Source organism: Pseudonocardia yunnanensis (assembly GCF_039534065.1).
GTDB lineage: Bacteria > Actinomycetota > Actinomycetes > Mycobacteriales > Pseudonocardiaceae > Pseudonocardia > Pseudonocardia yunnanensis.
The window spans coordinates 174,097-189,431 of sequence record NZ_BAAAUS010000004.1; the positions used below are offsets into that span (position 1 = coordinate 174,097).

Below are 15,335 nucleotides of genomic sequence, written 5' to 3' on the forward strand. Positions count from 1 at the left end.
GACGTCCCATATACCGGGACGTTAATATCGTCCCGTGAGACAGCTTAGCGGCGTCGGAGTTCTGGACAAGGCCGTGGGGGTTCTCCGGGCCGCAGCTGCCGAGCCTTGTGGGCTGGCCGAACTGTGTCAGCGCACCGGTCTGCCCCGCGCCACGGCGCACCGGCTGGCCGTCGGTCTCGAGGTCCACGGGCTCCTGCACCGCGGCGCCGACGGTCGCTGGCGCCCCGGGCCCACGCTCGCCGAACTGTCGGCCGGCGGCGTCGACCCGTTGCTCGAGGCAGCCGCAGCCGTACTGCCCCGGCTCCGCGACATCACCGGCGAGAGCGTGCAGCTCTACCGTCGCGACGGCGCCCAGCGCGTCTGCGTCGCTTCCGCGGAGCCGGCCAGCGGGCTGCGCGACACCGTTCCCGTCGGCACCCGGATGCCGATGACCGCCGGTTCCGGGGCCAAGGTGCTGGCCGCCTGGGCCGAGCCCACGGTCCAACGCGCCGTGCTGGCCGACGCGATGTTCGGCGAGCGGGTGCTCGTCGACGTCCGAAGACGCGGCTGGGCGCAGAGCGTGGCCGAGCGCGAGTCCGGCGTCGCGAGCGTGTCGGCCCCCGTCCGCGACAGCTCTGGCCAGGTCATCGCAGCGGTTTCGGTGTCGGGTCCGGTCGATCGGATCGGCCGGCGTCCTGGCGTCCGCTGGGCCGCTGATCTACTGGCGGCCGCGGAGGCTCTGCAACATCGTCTGTGACACCCCGGCGTGTTACGCGGTATGTCGCCTTGCGATCGATACCCGCCCGATCGGTCCCCGGCGTGGCGCGGCTAACGTGACCGACGCTCTGCTCGATGGGCACAGAGAGTCGTACGGACACGAAAACGGGTGACGATGAGTTATCTGCTCGGCATCGATGTGGGCACGACCCGCACCGCAGCCGCCATCGGCCGGTCGGGGGCCCGCCCGAGCGATACGGAGATCGTCAACCTGGGCGACCGCTCCAGTGCCGTGCCCTCCGTCCTCTACATAGGCGATGACGGAGCGGTGATCGTCGGCGAAGCGGCCGAACGCCGGGCCGTGAGCAGCCCCGACCACGTGGTGCGCGAGTTCAAGCGCCGGATCGGCGATCCCACGCCGATCCTCGTCGCCGGCAGGCCGTGGGCACCGGAGGAGCTGTCGGCCCGGCTCGTGCGCTGGGTCGTCGACCGGGCGGCTCAGCGCGAGGGCGGGCCCGCGATGCGGGTAGCCGTCGCGCATCCCGCGTCGTGGGGTGCCCACAAGAAGGACCGGCTGGGCGCTGCAGTCGCAGCCCAGGGCGTGCCCATCACGTTCATCGCCGAGCCCCAGGCCGCCGCGCTGCACTACGCCGCGGGCGAGCGCGTGGAGCCGGGCTCCACGATCGCCGTGTACGACCTCGGCGGCGGCACCTTCGACGCCGCTGTCGTCCACAAGGACGACCACGGGTTCACGCTTCTCGGCCGCCCCGAAGGCATCGAGCGCCTCGGCGGCATCGACTTCGACGAGGTGGTGTTCGAGCACGTCCGCCAGGGGCTCCCCGAGGCGTTCGACGGGCTCGACGAGACCGACCCGGCCGTGCTGTCAGCCGTTGCGGCGGTGCGGCGTGAGTGCACCGAGGCCAAGGAAGCGCTGAGCAGCGACACCGAGGTCTCGATCCAGGTCATGACGCCCGCGGGTCAGGGCTCGGTACGGCTGCACCGCAGCGAGTTCGAAGCCATGATCCGGCCGCGCGTCGAGGAGACGGTCGACGCGCTCCGCCGAGCAGTCGGTTCGGCCGGTCTGGCGCCTGCGCAGCTGTCGGCCGTGCTGCTCGTCGGCGGGTCCTCGCGCATCCCGCTCGTCGGCCAGCTCGTCTCCGAGCAGTTGGGCCGCCCGGTCGCGGTGGACGCCGACCCGAAGAACGCGATCGCCATGGGTGCCGCGCTGTCGTTGCGTCCCCCGTCCGGCAGTGGCGCGATGCCGCAGGTGGCGCCCTCGCGCCCCGGACCCGGACCCGGACCCGGACCCGGACCCGGAGGCCAGCCGATGGGCGCTGCGGCGCTCGCCGGCGCGGGCGCGCCGATGGGCACGGGGGCCACCCCGCCGATCGGCGTGGGGTCCTCGTCCTACCCACCCCGGCCGGGCTACGGCGAAGCCGCGGCGGCAGCCGCCCCCGCCCCGGCCACCCAGTGGATGTCGGGCTCCCGCAACGGGCCGATGCCCCCCGCGCCCTCCTACCCCGAGCGACCGCAGCTCGACCCGGACGACGGTCGCGACTTCATCGAGTACGCCGACCGCCCCCGCGGCCCGTCGGCCGCCCGCCTGGTGACCATCGGCGGGATCGCCGCCGCGATCGCCGTGGTTGCGGCGATCGCCCTGTGGCCCACCGGCCGGTCGGTACCCCTCGAGCCCGACGTCCAGAGCAGCGATCCGCCCATCTCCGCGGTGACGGATCCCGGCGAGCCCACCCCCGAGCAGGAGCCGGATACGGGCACGGACCCGGCCGATAATGGCCGGCCGGGCTCGCAGCCCGCGCCCGGAGACTCGCGTCCCCCCGACCAGCCGGCCCCGACGACGAGGCCCGCGCCCACCAGCGAGCCGGTGGAGCCCACCACGACCCGGCAGTCGGAACCCACCACCACGACAACCCGGCCTCCGACCACCACGACGACGCCGCCAACGACGACAACGACGCCTCCGACGACGACCACATCGCCACCTCCGGCCGCGAGTGGTTCGCAACCGCCGACGACGGCCGCGCGCGCGGGCGCGGGCGGGGTGGCCTGAGCCCCTGCATGTCCGCCGGGCGCCGTGCNNCGCCCGTCGTATCTGCACGGTGCGCGCACCAACGCTGGATGACCTCGGCGAGCTGCCCTCGCACAATGCAATGCGAAAAGGCCCGCTCCGGATAACCGGAACGAGCCTTTTCGTTGTAGCCCCGACGGGATTTGAACCCGCGCTACCGCCTTGAGAGGGCGGCGTCCTAGGCCGCTAGACGACGGGGCCGTGGAAACGCTATTAGCTTATCAGACCACTTCTGGTGCGTTTCCGCTGGGGTACCAGGACTCGAACCTAGACTAACTGAACCAGAATCAGTCGTGCTGCCAATTACACCATACCCCAAGGGTTCAGGATCAACCGGCCCCTCTACCGCGGGAGCCGGTCTCGCCTGCCCTGCGGCGACTACTCTAGCCGAGGCCTCCAGCCCGCTCCAAACCGGCCCTCAACCGGGTGAGCGATCGTTCCCGGCCCAGCAGCTCCATCGATTCGAAGAGCGGCGGGGACACCGTGCGGCCGCTCACGGCCACCCTGACGGGCGCGAACGCCTTGCGCGGCTTGAGCCCCAGTCCGTCGATGAGCGCCGACTTCAGCGCCGTCTCGATGCGCTCGGTCGACCAGTCGTCGACGCCGTTCAGGCCGGTCAGGGCCGCGTCGAGCACCGGGGCCGCGTCGGCGCCGAGATTCTTCTCCGCGGCCTCGGCCTCGGGGACGAAGCCCTCTTCCGGCACGAACAGGAACCGGAGCATGCGTGCCGCGTCGGACAGCACGACGCTGCGCTCCTGCACGAGGGGCGCAGCCGCGGCCAGCAGCGCACGCTGCTCCTCGGTGATCGTGCCCTCGATCACACCCTCGTCAACGAGGTAGGGCTCGACCCGCCGCGCGAACTCTTCAACGGGCAGCGCCCGCAGATGAGCCGCATTGATGGCCTCGGCCTTCTTCAGGTCGAAACGAGCGGCGTTGCTCGACACCCGCGATATGTCGAACGCGGCGACCATCTCGTCGATCGTGAACACATCGCGGTCCTCGGCAATCGACCAGCCGAGCAGGGCCAGGTAATTGAGCAGACCCTCGCGGATGAATCCGCGCTCCCGGTAGAGGAAGAGGTTCGACTCGGGATCGCGCTTGGAGAGCTTGCGGTTGCCCTCTCCGGTGACGAGCGGGAGATGCCCGTAGCGGAACGGACCCTTGCCGATTCCGACGCGCTGCAGCGCCTCGAGCAGCGCGATCTGCCGCGGCGTGGACGAGAGCAGGTCCTCCCCGCGCAACACGTCGGTGATGCCCATGAGCGCGTCGTCGAGAGGGTTGGTGAGCGGGTAGAGCGGGGTGCCGTCGCCACGGGCGAGCACGAAGTCGGACACGGTGCCCGCCCGGAAGGTGACATCTCCTCGCACCAGGTCGGTGAAGGTGATGTCCCGGTCGGGCATCCGCAGCCGGTAGACCGGCGCGCGCCCCTCGGCCCGGAACGCGGCGCGCTGCTCCTCGGTGAGGTCGCGGTCGGCGTTGTCGTAGCCGAGCTTCGGGTCGCGGCCGGCGGCGCGGTGGCGAGCCTCGATCTCGTCGGCCCGCGAGTACGACTCGTAGACCTCTCCCCCGTCGATCAGCCGTTGCAGCGCGTCGGCGTAGATGGGCCCGCGCTCGCTCTGCCGGTACGGGGCGTGCGGGCCGCCGACCTCGGGACCCTCGTCCCAGTCGAGCCCGAGCCACCTCAGGGCGTCGAGCAGCGCGGCGTAGGACTCGGCCGAGTCGCGGCTGGCGTCGGTGTCCTCGATCCGGAACACGAAGGTGCCGCCGTGATGGCGGGCGTGCACCCAGTTGAACAGCGCGGTGCGGATGAGACCGACATGGGGGGTGCCCGTCGGCGACGGGCAGAACCGGACCCGGACGCCGGCCGGCCGGGATTCGCTCGCAGGCTCACTCATGATGTGGCCAAGCCTATCCGGGCGGACACCTGGCCTTCTCGGCCCGCTGCGCCTAGAATTCAACGCATGTTGAGTAACGAGCGCACGACCTGCCTCGTCGTCGGTGGCGGCCCAGCCGGGCTGGTACTCGGTCTACTCATCGCTCGGGCCGGGGTCGAGGTCACGGTTCTGGAGAAACACCCCGACTTCCTGCGTGACTTCCGCGGCGACACCGTGCACGCATCCACGCTTACCCTGCTCGACGAGCTGGGTCTCGGGCAGCGGTTCGCGGCCCTGCCCCAGCAGCGGATCAACCGCATGCAGGTGCAGCTGGACGGCTGCAGCGCGCAGGTGGCCGACCTGCGCCGGCTGCCCGGCGCCCACCAGCACATCGCGATGGTGCCGCAGTGGGACTTCCTCGATCTCGTCGCCGACGCGGCGGAGGCCGAGCCCACCTTCACACTGCGCCGCAACGCCGAGGTCGTGGATCTGCTGTACGACGGCGGGCGTGTGGCCGGTGTGCGCTACCGCGACCGCACAGACGGCACCGAGCACGAGATCCGGGCAGGCCTCACCGTCGGCTGCGACGGGCGGGCGTCCGCGGTCCGGGCAGCGGCCGGGATGCGGCCACGCTCGTTCGGCGTGCCGATGGACGTGTGGTGGTTCCGGCTGCCGCGCCACGCCGGCGATCCCGACGGCGGTGTGGGCCGTGTCGGCACCGGGGAGTTCGCGGTGATGATCGACCGCGGCGACTACTGGCAGTGCGCCTACCTGATCCGCAAGGGCAGCGACGCGGAGATGCGTGCGGCCGGGATCGCGCAGTTCCGCGCACGGATCACGGGGCTGCTGCCATGGCTGGGCGACCGGGCGGACGCGCTCACGTCGTTCGACGACGTGAAGCTGCTCGACGTCAAGCTCGACCGCCTGCGCCGCTGGTACCGCGACGGCCTGCTGTTGATCGGCGACGCGGCACACGCGATGTCACCGGTCGGCGGGGTGGGCATCAATCTCGCTGTCGCCGACGCGGTGGCCACCGCCCGGCTGCTCGCGCCCGCGCTGCGCTCCGGCGGCATCGTGCCGCCTGCCCTACTGCGCCGGGTGCAGCTTCGCCGCTGGTGGGCCACCGCGCTGATTCAGGGAGCTCAGCGCGCGGCACACCGCGGGATCCTCGGCGAGCGCGTCGCCCAGCCCACCGCAAGCTCGCCACAGTCACAGGGGGCGTCCGGCATGTTCGACCGCGACGGAGACGGCACACCTGCCGCCGCAGGCAGCGAGGTTCCGTTCCCGCTGAGCATGTTGCAACGCTTCCCGGCACTGCAGGGTGTGCCGGCGCGGCTCATCGCGATCGGTCCGCTGCCGGAGCATGCACCGGAGTGGGCCCGACGCTCGCCGCAACCCGCCGCCTGATTCGGGCATTCCGAACGAACGGCACGTCCGTCCACTAAGTCGGGACGCACGGCACTCTCGTTCGATGACAGGGCTCTGTCAGGTGGCTTCCGCCATTCCGCACTCGCCTACCCGCCGGAAGCCCACGCGCTCATAGACGCGTGTGGCGGCCTCGTCGCCCGCGGCGAGGAACACCACCTCCGCACCCGCGTTCCGGGCGGCGGCGGCCAGCAGCGCCGTGACGGCGGCACCGAGCCCCTGACCGCGCGCGGCCGCCACGGTGCCGATCCCGACCAGCTCGACCACGTCCCCGACCCGTTGCACCGATCCCGCAGCGACCGGTCCGCCCGGGCCCGTGACCAGCGCTCGCGCGATCGCCCCGGCCGCGAGGTCGGCCTGGAGCTCGGCAAGGGCGGCGCCCACCGGCGGTCCGGGAGGCGGGGCCTTGAAGGCCGCAGCCGCAACGGTCAGCACGGCGTGTGCCGCCGCCTGCAGATCACCATCGGCCGGTCCGAGCAAGCGGGCCGAGTAGCCGGGCGGGAGCGAGGGGGCGATCGGGTCGCTGTTCAGCACGAGCAGCGGACAGATCGTCACCGGCAGGCCCGCATCGCGGGCAGCGTCCGCCATCGACGGGGTCGTGTCGGCGACCCACTCGAACGCCTCCGGCACGCGGAGCCCCCGCTGGCGTGCCCGCACCCGCTCGATGTCCTCCGCGGTGACCTGCGGGCCACCGGGGATCGGGCGCGCGTAGAACGGCCAGCCGGATCCCGAGCGGTTGCGGACGAAGAGACGTAACGGACCGTCGTCGGACGCCATGGCCCAATGCCGCGGGACCTCGTCGCAGAACCGGTCGATCCGCCGCAGCACGTCGTCCACGCGCTGATCCTGCCCTAGGGGTGCGCTGAACAACTCGGCCCTACTGGCGGAGTTGTTCAGCACCCTCCTGTGGTCAGGTTCGGGCTCCGACGGGGGCGCCCAACGCCGCGTACGCCAGCGCGTCGACGAGGGCGAGCCACGACGCCTCGACGACGTTGCTGTGCACGCCCACGGTGGTCCACGAGCCGGCGTTGCCGGTGGACTCGAGCAGCACCCGCGTCACCGCGTCGGTGCCGTAGCTCTGCGAACGGCCCGTGGTGAGGATGCGGACCTTGTAGTCGGACAGCTCCACGTCCGAGAGCCACGGGCACGTCGGCGTGAGCGCGGCCCGCAGCGCCGCGTCGAGCGCGTTGACCGGCCCGTTGCCTTCCGCGGTGGCGATCAGCCGCTCCCCGTCGGCCAGAACGACCCGTACCGTCGCCTCGGCGAGCACGCTGCCGTCGGCGCCGTGCTCGACGATCACGCGATAGGACTCGAGGGCGAACGGCACCGCCTCCGTGCCGCCCACGGCGGAACGCATGAGCAGCTCCAGGGAGGCGTCGGCGGCTTCGAACGACCAACCCTCCGCCTCGCGCTCCTTCACGGTCGCCACGAGCGACGACACCGCCTCGGGGTGGCCGGCCAGGTCCAGTCCGAGCTCAGCACCCTTGAGCTCGACGCTGGCCCGGCCGGCCATCTCGGTGACCAGCACCCGCTGCCCGTTGCCGACAACCGCAGGGTCCATGTGGTTGTACAGCTCCGGGTCCACCTTGATCGCACTCGCGTGCAGGCCCGCCTTGTGAGCGAACGCTGACGTCCCGACATAGGCCTGGTGGGTGTCGGGAGCGATGTTGGCGATCTCCGCCAACGCGTGCGAGGTGCGGGTCAGCTCGCCGAACACGCCGTCCGGTAGGACGGGCATGTCCAGCTTGGTCACCAGGTTCCCGACGACGGCGAACAGGTCGGCATTGCCGGTCCGCTCGCCGTAGCCGTTCGCGGTGCACTGCACGTGCGTCGCGCCGGCCTGCACCGCGGTGACCGAGCTGGCCACCGCGGAGCCCGTGTCGTCCTGGCAGTGGATCCCGAGGCGGAAGCCGGTGCGCCCGGCCACCTCGGTCACCACCTCGGCGATGCCCAGAGGGAGCATGCCGCCGTTCGTGTCGCACAGCACCGCGACGTCCGCACCCGCGCCGACCGCGGCATCCAGCACCCGCAGCGCGGTGTCCGGATCGAAGCGGTAGCCGTCGAAGAAGTGCTCGGCGTCGAGGAACACCCGGCGGCCCTCGCCACGGAGGAACGCCACCGTGTCGGCCACCATCGCGCAGTTCTCGGCCACGTCGGTGCGCAGGGCCCGCTCGATGTGGCGGCGATCCGACTTCGCCACCAGCGTGACGACGGGCGCAGCACTGTCCAGAAGGGCCCTGACCTGCGGATCTCCCGCAGCGGTCGTCCCGGCGCGCCGGGTAGAGCCGAACGCCACGAGCACCGCGTGCCGCAGTTCCAGCTCACCCGCAGCGGCACGGGCGAAGAACTCGGTGTCCTTCGGCAGTGCACCCGGCCAGCCCCCTTCGATGAACCCCACTCCGAGCGCGTCCAGATGCCGGGCGACGGCGAGCTTGTCGGCGATGGAGTAGCTGATGCCCTCGCGCTGAGCGCCGTCGCGCAGCGTCGTGTCGTAGACGTGGAACGCGTCTCCGAGCGGTGTTCCGGCCGGTTCTGTGCGGGACATCCGGGGGCTCCTGGAAGTGGGTCGGACGTGATCAGGAATTCATCGGGCAACAAAAAAGACCCCCCGCGAATGCGAGAGGTCTGCGCGTCGGCTGTGGTGCTGGTTAGCCGACGCGCCTGTCGATAATGATCACGTAGAGGTGCTGCACGTCGACGAGTGTTGCACGCCCCTTCCGGAGACGTCACACCGCGTTCCCAGATCGTGGGAGAGATGGTGTTCACACGATCGCGCGTCGGCTAGTGATTGGTGTCGAGCCCGTCGGCACAGGCAGGCGGGCCGATCACGAGAGGGCCAACGATGCTCCAGCTCACCGTGCTCTACAACCACCCCGAGGACCAGGGCGCCTTCGACCGGCACTACGACGACGTGCACGCCCCGCTCGCCATGAAGATGCCCGGCCTGCGCCGGTTCACGGTGACCAGGCCCGGACCCGACGCGTACGGGAACGCACCCGCTTACTACCTCATCGCGGTGCTCGAGTTCGACGATGAGGTGGCACTGGGCAACGCGATGGGCAGCCCGGAGGGTCAGGCCGCGGTGGCGGACATGGCGAACTTCGCGGGCGCAGGCGCGACCACGCTGGCAGGGAAGGGCCAGACGCTCGTCTGACCGGATCCCCGCAGCACGCCTCGGCCCCGGCCGGACCGTCTCAGCTCGTGGACGGGGCCGCGGCGTGTGAGCTCACGAGCGCTGCGAGGCGGTCACCGATCGACTGCGTATGGCCGGTGGCGCTGTGGTCGCGGGTGGCGAGATCGAACGCCACCGCAGCCTCGATGCGCCGGGCCGCGTCGCGGTTGCCGAGGTGGTCGAGCAGCAGCGCCACGGACAGCACGGCGGCGGTGGGGTCGGCGATGCCCTGCCCGGCGATGTCGGGAGCGCTGCCGTGCACCGGCTCGAACATGCTCGGGTTGCGGCGGCTCACGTCGAGGTTGCCGCTCGCGGCGAGCCCGATGCCACCGGTCACGGCGGCGGCCAGGTCGGTGAGGATGTCGCCGAAGAGGTTGTCGGTGACGATCACGTCGAACCGGCCGGGGTCGGTGACCAGGTGGATCGTGGTGGCGTCGATGTGCTGGTAAGCCACGCTGACCTCGGGGTGCTCGAGCGAGACCTCCTCCACCAGCCGCGACCACAGCCGTCCCGAGTAGCTCAGCACGTTGGTCTTGTGCACGAGCGTGAGGTGCTTGCGCGTGCGGCGGGAGGCGCGGGCGAAGGCGTCGCGGACCACGCGCTCCACACCGAAGGCCGTGTTGACGCTGACCTCGGTGGCGATCTCCTGAGGAGTGTCCTTGCGGAGCAGGCCACCGGTGCCGACGTACGGCCCCTCGGTGCCCTCACGCACCACCAGCAGGTCGATCTCGCTGTGGGACGCCAGCGGGCCGCGCACGCCCGGGTAGAGCCGGGCGGGCCGCAGGTTCACGTGGTGGTCGAGCTCGAAACGCAGCCGCAGCAGGAGCCCACGCTCGAGGATGCCGCTCGGCACGGATGGGTCACCCACAGCGCCGAGCAGGATCGCATCGTGTGCCTGCAGCTCCGTGAGGACGGACTCCGGCAGCAGCTCGCCCGTGGAATGCCACCGGGCGGCGCCCAGGTCGTAGGTCGTGGTCTCCGCACCGGGCTCGACCTCGCCAAGGACCTTCAGCGCCTCGTCGATGACCTCCGGCCCGATGCCGTCTCCGGGAATGACCGCAAGGCGCATTACCGATGTCCTCTCTCCAGTTGACCCCGAAGCAGCCGGGCGCACGTTACCCGCTGCAACGGGACCGCTATGCTTTCCGCCATCCGATCGGGGTCACCCCATAGGGTGGAACTGATGCGGAAGCGACGTTGTCGGAATCGCTCCCGACGCGACACGCCCCCATGCGGGCCATTCTGCCCCGCCCAGATGCTGGGCATCGCGCAACCCCCGGACGCAGCCATCCACCACGTCGGCGCCGGCGCTGCCCCGGTCGTGTTATCGCAGGTCAGAGAGCTTCACCCGTTCGCCCTCGAGGAACTGCTCACCGCCATCACGGGCGCGCCACGCCGCCGGCGCGCAGAGTGCCGCTGATTCCCATCGGGGCCGCTACCGGCGCCGCACACGGCCACGACGACGAACCGCCGAAGGGCAGGCATCGACACCCTGACCGTGCTGCCAGGGGGCCGTCTTCGGCGAGGTCGGCAAGGGTTGCCGCACACCGGACGGGCGGCAGGAGCCGCTACGACCCGCCGCGGTTCGCGGTTGCGAAGCCGCGGCGGGTGAACGGTTCGGCGATCGCCGCTGGTGACCGATCCGGCGCCGGTGCGACACCGGATCCGATGAGAGCGATCGCCGCGCGGGCGACCGGTCGTCACGGTCCGGGGCGAGGCCCCGGAGGGATCAGTCGCTCTCGAAGGAGATCAGCCGCGTGGTGCGCGCACCCACCGAGGCTCCGATCGGCTCCAGCACACCGGGGTCGACCGGACGGTCGACACGCAGCAGCATGATCGCGTCGGTGCCGTCGGTGGTCTGGCTGATCTGAGCTGCCTCGATGTTCACGGCGGCCTCGCCGAGAAGCGAGCCGACCCGGCCCATCACGCCGGGACGGTCGGCGTACTCCAGGAGCAGCACGTCGCCCTCGGCCCGCAGGTCGAAGTGGCGTCCGTTGACCTCGACGAGCTTCTCCACCTGGGAGCGCCCGGTGAGCGTGCCGGACACCGTGACCGCTGCACCGTCGGGCATGGCGGCGCGCAGCTGCACGACGCTGCGGTGGTTCTCGCTCTCCGGCGCGGTGGTCACCTCGACCTCCACACCGCGCTCAGCGGCGATGCTCGGCACGTTGACGAACGTGACCTGGTCCTCGACGACGTGGGTGAAGACGCCGCGCAGCGCGGCCAGCGCCAGCACGGAGACATCCTCGGACGCCAGCTCACCGGCGACGTCCACCGTGACCGAGCTCGGCAGCCGGCCCGCAACGGCGTGCAGCACCGTGCCGAGCTTCTGCGTGAGCGGCAGCCACGGCCGGACCTCCTCGCCGACCACACCGCGGACCTGCACGTTGACCGCATCCGGCACGAACTCACCGGCCAGCGCCAGCTGCACGGAGCGGGCGACGTCGGTGCCCGCCCGGTCCTGCGCCTCGTCGGTGGACGCGCCCAGGTGCGGGGTGACGACCACCTGCGGCAGCTCGAACAGCGGGCTCGAGGTGGTGGGCTCGGTGACGTACACGTCGATGCCCGCCGCGCCGACGTGGCCGCTGCGCACGGCATCGGCCAGTGCGTCCTCGTCGACCAGGCCGCCGCGCGCTGCGTTGACGATGATCACGCCCGGCTTCGTCATCGCGAGCTGGTCCTTGCCGATGAGCCCGAGCGTCTCGGCGGTCTTCGGCAGGTGGATCGAGATGGCGTCGGCGCGCCGCAGCAGATCCTCGAGGCTCGCGAGCTCGATGCCGAGCTGCGCGGCGCGGGCCGGCGCGACGTAGGGGTCGTAGGCGATCAGCTCGACACCGAACGCGGCGAGGCGCTGGGCCACGAGCTGGCCGATCTTGCCCAGCCCGACGATGCCGACGAGCTTGCCGTTGAGCTCGACACCGGTGTACGAGCTGCGCTTCCACTGCCCGGCACGCAGGCTGGCGTCGGCCGCGGGGATCCGGCGGGCGGCGGCCAACAGCAGCGCGACGGCGTGCTCCGCGGCGGAGACGATGTTGGACGTGGGCGCGTTGACGACCATGACGCCGCGGGCGGTGGCGGCGGGGACGTCCACATTGTCCAGTCCGACGCCTGCCCGGGCCACGACCTTGAGTCGGGTGGAGGCGGCGAGCGCTTCGGCGTCGACCTTGGTGGCCGAACGTACGAGGAGCGCGTCGGCGCCGGAGATGGCACTCAGCAGCGCGGGGCGATCGGTGCCGTCCACGCTGCGGATCTCGACCTCGTCGCCCAGACACGCGATCGCGGACGGCGCGAGCTTCTCGGCGATCAGGACGACGGGGCGGGTGGCTGCGGTGCTCACGGCGGTTGTGTGCTCCCCGAATCGACGGCTGGGACAGTTCCGATGGTAGATGCGGCACGGCACCCAAGGTGCTGCGGCGTGGGCCGCGCAACAGGATGAACGGGGGAACGTCTCACTCGTCCGGTCCTACCGATGGAGCAATCGAGTCGGTCATGAGACACGAACGGGTGGATCGTGCGGCGCGCGATCGTCTGTTCTGCGCCGCCCCTCGAACCCGACGCGCGGAGTCAGGGCTGCACAGCGTCACGGGAGGGCCCGAGGCGGTGTTGAAGACTGGACACGTGACCACGGAGAACGACGCCCGTCCGGCTCCGCCGCCGACCAGCACGTCGATCGTGCTGCTCACGCTGGCGCACCGGATCGAGTCCGAGCTGGGCGCCGCCCTCGCGCCGCTCGGGCTGACGGTCAGCAGGCTCGGCCTCCTCGGCCACATCGCCGGGGTGCCCGGGGCATCGTTCAGCGATCTGTCGCGGATGTCGGGGATCAGCGTTCAGAGCATCCACGCGGCCGTGAAGACGTTGGCAGGCGCGGGGCTCGTGCGGGACAACACCGCGCGCGCCGGAGCCGCTTCCACCATCGAGCTCACGCCGGCCGGCTCCCGGCTGCTCGAGCAGGCGATGGACGCGGTGTCCGACGTGGACGGCCGGTTGTTCGGCGCCGGAGCCGACCCCGTCCTCCGCCAGGTCGGCGACGCCGTGCGCACCGCGTTCGGAGGCTGATTCCGCCGCAGCTTCAGCCTTCCTGAAGCTCCTGCTAGCCTTCAGGAAAGCTGAAGGTGATCTGGGGGGATGGATGGAAGGTCTACTGCTGTCGGTGCACGTGCTCGCGGGCATCGTCTTCGTCGGGGGGTCGGCCGTGGCCACGAGCCTCTTCCCGCGCTACGCGCCCGTCCTGGCGTCGGTCGGCGTCGGGGCGGCGGCAGGCGAGAGCGCGCCAGAGGGTTCAGGTGAGCGCAGCCGCGCCGTCGCGCTCGCGCTGCACCGCATCACGCGCGTCTACGGCATCTTCGGGATCGTGGTCCCCGCCGTGGGAATCGCGCTCGCCATCGCGCAGGGACGCATGACAGAGATCTGGATCATGATCTCGATGCTTCTGACCGCGGGGGCGGGACTGCTGCTGGCATTGCAGATCTACCCAGGGCAACGCGACGCGCTCGCCGATCCCGACGACGGCGCACGACTGCGCAAGCTGAGCATGACCGCTGGGATCTACAACCTGCTGTGGGCGATCGTCGTCGTCCTGATGATCGTGCGCCCGGGAACCTCCGCCTGACACGAGGCGCGGCCGGCCACCACGGAAACGCGATTTGCACGAGCATCTGCACGATCTGTCGAAACGGGTCGTGCCGTTGCACGAAACTGCCCGCTGCCACACTTGAAACGGGTTCCTACTGTTTCGCCGACAAAATGTCAGGCACATTTGCCAGGACACCAGCACGGGCGGTGATCGAAACTTTCCGCCAGGTCATCCGGCCGCCCTCGACTACGCCGTTCGGCTGAACACCCCCGAACCGTGCGTGCGCAGAAATGATCACCTTGCGCCGAATAGTTGTATTCCGCCCTGCTCCTTCTTAGCGCTTGATTCACCCGGTAGAGTTTCGCCTGCCGCAGACAGGACTGTCCAAGAGTTCGGCGACTCTCTTCTCGTTGCCCAATTTCTCGAGACACGTTCTCCCGTTCGGCGAATTCCTAATCCCAGCGGTTGAAGCGAGGGTTTTTCCATGCCCATTTCCCCCAACCAGGGCTCCAGTGCCGGAGGCACAGCCGTGGTGATCACCGGTACCAACCTCGCAAATGCGAGCGCGGTCCGTTTCGGCACGAACCCGGGGACGATCACGGGTAACACGCCGACCTCGGTCAACGTGACCAGCCCGGCCGGTCACGGCGCCGTGGGCGTCACCGTCACCACTCCGGGCGGCACCAGCAATCCGCTGTCCTTCTTCTACCTCGAGCCGCCCACCAAGTTCAGCCTCAGCCAGACCTCGGGCGCCGAAGCCGGCGGCAACTCCGTCACGATCACCGGCGCCAACCTGAATGGCGCCACGTCGGTCACCTTCGGGGCCAATGCCGCGACGATCACCAGCAACAACTCCGGCTCGATCGTGGTGACGGTTCCCGCCGGGACCGGCTCGGTGGCCGTCACGGTGGTGACCCCGGGCGGCAGCACCAACGGCCTGTTCTACCAGTACGTGGTCGCACCGACCGTCACGGACATCGACCCTGACGCGGGCCCGACGGCGGGCGGCACCGGCGTCACCATCACCGGCACCGGTCTCACGACCACCAACTCGGTGACATTCGACGGCGTCCCGGCCAGCTTCGTCGTCATCAACGACACGGAGGTCAGCGCGGTCACACCGGCCGGAACCGCCGGGGCCGTCGATGTGGTGGTGACGACCACGGGTGGCAGCGCCACCTTGGCAGGCGGATTCACCTACGTCGCAGGGCCTGGAATCTGAGGCACGTGATGAATCGAGGGGGCGCCGCACACTCAGCGGCGGCCCCTCGATTCCCCGCCGCCCTCAGGGCTGCGTCGCCGTGCCGATTCCGGCCGATGGATCCACTTGTACGCGAATTGAACGAACCATGGAGGTCAGGTACCGACACCAACCGGTGAGTAAACGTTCTCAGGTCCACTCCGCGGCTTCTGCACGGCCGCGGCGTGGGTGCTGGACGCCCACCACACCTCAGTGCGATAAGAACCAAGCACACGAATCGTGGGAGAAAAGGAATCGTGACCAGCGAA

General features: G+C 70.7%; 12 protein-coding genes and 2 tRNA genes. 7 read left to right on the forward strand and 7 right to left on the reverse strand.

Features of this window, described 5'->3' with window-relative positions; genetic code table 11:
* Positions 1–34 precede the first annotated feature (34 nt).
* Positions 35–736: an IclR family transcriptional regulator gene (locus ABD743_RS05485; protein WP_241035996.1), complete on the forward strand. Its 702-nt coding sequence runs from the start codon at positions 35–37 to the stop codon at positions 734–736.
* Positions 737–871: 135 nt separating this feature from the next.
* A complete protein-coding gene (locus ABD743_RS05490; protein WP_344719548.1) occupies positions 872–2,764 on the forward strand; it encodes an Hsp70 family protein in 1,893 nt (630 codons plus the stop codon).
* Between the two features lie 146 nt (positions 2,765–2,910).
* Here the strand turns inward: ABD743_RS05490 and ABD743_RS05495 are convergent.
* The 3 genes from ABD743_RS05495 to gltX form a co-directional block, all read right to left on the reverse strand.
* A tRNA-Glu gene (locus tag ABD743_RS05495) sits at positions 2,911–2,983 on the reverse strand.
* Positions 2,984–3,028: 45 nt separating this feature from the next.
* Positions 3,029–3,100 (reverse strand) — tRNA-Gln (locus ABD743_RS05500).
* A 65-nt stretch (positions 3,101–3,165) separates the two neighbouring features.
* Positions 3,166–4,677, reverse strand: coding sequence for a glutamate--tRNA ligase (gltX, locus tag ABD743_RS05505; protein WP_344719479.1), 1,512 nt, complete (start codon positions 4,675–4,677; stop codon positions 3,166–3,168).
* Positions 4,678–4,743: 66 nt separating this feature from the next.
* Here gltX and ABD743_RS05510 point away from each other — a divergent pair, with 66 nt between their 5' ends.
* Complete coding sequence (locus ABD743_RS05510) at positions 4,744–6,063, forward strand: FAD-dependent oxidoreductase (RefSeq protein ID WP_344719481.1); 1,320 nt, start codon at positions 4,744–4,746, stop codon at positions 6,061–6,063.
* Positions 6,064–6,141: 78 nt separating this feature from the next.
* Here the strand turns inward: ABD743_RS05510 and ABD743_RS05515 are convergent, their stop codons facing one another.
* Both ABD743_RS05515 and cimA read right to left on the reverse strand, forming a co-directional pair.
* A complete protein-coding gene (locus tag ABD743_RS05515; protein ID WP_344719482.1) occupies positions 6,142–6,918 on the reverse strand; it encodes a GNAT family N-acetyltransferase in 777 nt (258 codons plus the stop codon).
* 73 nt (positions 6,919–6,991) lie between these two features.
* On the reverse strand, positions 6,992–8,626 hold the full coding sequence (gene cimA, locus ABD743_RS05520) for a citramalate synthase (protein WP_344719484.1): 1,635 nt from the start codon (positions 8,624–8,626) through the stop codon (positions 6,992–6,994).
* 297 nt (positions 8,627–8,923) lie between these two features.
* Here cimA and ABD743_RS05525 point away from each other — a divergent pair, with 297 nt between their 5' ends.
* The gene (locus tag ABD743_RS05525) at positions 8,924–9,235 is read left to right on the forward strand and encodes an EthD family reductase (RefSeq protein ID WP_344719486.1); all 312 of its coding nucleotides are present in this window, start codon (positions 8,924–8,926) and stop codon (positions 9,233–9,235) included.
* Between the two features lie 40 nt (positions 9,236–9,275).
* Here ABD743_RS05525 and ABD743_RS05530 read toward each other — a convergent pair whose 3' ends face one another.
* Together ABD743_RS05530 and serA are read right to left on the reverse strand one after the other, a co-directional pair.
* A complete protein-coding gene (locus ABD743_RS05530; protein WP_344719487.1) occupies positions 9,276–10,322 on the reverse strand; it encodes a 3-isopropylmalate dehydrogenase in 1,047 nt (348 codons plus the stop codon).
* Positions 10,323–10,982: 660 nt separating this feature from the next.
* Positions 10,983–12,590, reverse strand: coding sequence for a phosphoglycerate dehydrogenase (serA, locus tag ABD743_RS05535; RefSeq protein WP_344719488.1), 1,608 nt, complete (start codon positions 12,588–12,590; stop codon positions 10,983–10,985).
* A gap of 281 nt (positions 12,591–12,871) precedes the next feature.
* Between serA and ABD743_RS05540 the strand changes: the two genes are divergently transcribed.
* The 3 genes from ABD743_RS05540 to ABD743_RS05550 all read left to right on the forward strand — a co-directional run bounded on the left by ABD743_RS05540 (position 12,872) and on the right by ABD743_RS05550 (position 15,048).
* The gene (locus ABD743_RS05540; RefSeq protein WP_344719490.1) at positions 12,872–13,309 is read left to right on the forward strand and encodes a MarR family winged helix-turn-helix transcriptional regulator; all 438 of its coding nucleotides are present in this window, start codon (positions 12,872–12,874) and stop codon (positions 13,307–13,309) included.
* Between the two features lie 73 nt (positions 13,310–13,382).
* A complete protein-coding gene (locus ABD743_RS05545; RefSeq protein WP_344719491.1) occupies positions 13,383–13,862 on the forward strand; it encodes a hypothetical protein in 480 nt (159 codons plus the stop codon).
* 448 nt (positions 13,863–14,310) lie between these two features.
* The gene (locus tag ABD743_RS05550) at positions 14,311–15,048 is read left to right on the forward strand and encodes an IPT/TIG domain-containing protein (protein ID WP_344719493.1); all 738 of its coding nucleotides are present in this window, start codon (positions 14,311–14,313) and stop codon (positions 15,046–15,048) included.
* Positions 15,049–15,335: the final 287 nt, after the last annotated feature.

Coding starts and splice junctions, on each gene's coding strand:
- ABD743_RS05530 (WP_344719487.1), bottom strand. CDS start 10,322: ATGCGCCTTGCGGTCATTCCCGGAGACGGCATCGGGCCGGAGGTCATC.
- ABD743_RS05545 (WP_344719491.1), top strand. CDS start 13,383: ATGGAAGGTCTACTGCTGTCGGTGCACGTGCTCGCGGGCATCGTCTTC.
- ABD743_RS05490 (WP_344719548.1), top strand. CDS start 872: ATGAGTTATCTGCTCGGCATCGATGTGGGCACGACCCGCACCGCAGCC.
- ABD743_RS05525 (WP_344719486.1), top strand. CDS start 8,924: ATGCTCCAGCTCACCGTGCTCTACAACCACCCCGAGGACCAGGGCGCC.
- ABD743_RS05550 (WP_344719493.1), top strand. CDS start 14,311: ATGCCCATTTCCCCCAACCAGGGCTCCAGTGCCGGAGGCACAGCCGTG.
- ABD743_RS05510 (WP_344719481.1), top strand. CDS start 4,744: ATGTTGAGTAACGAGCGCACGACCTGCCTCGTCGTCGGTGGCGGCCCA.
- gltX (WP_344719479.1), bottom strand. CDS start 4,677: ATGAGTGAGCCTGCGAGCGAATCCCGGCCGGCCGGCGTCCGGGTCCGG.
- cimA (WP_344719484.1), bottom strand. CDS start 8,626: ATGTCCCGCACAGAACCGGCCGGAACACCGCTCGGAGACGCGTTCCAC.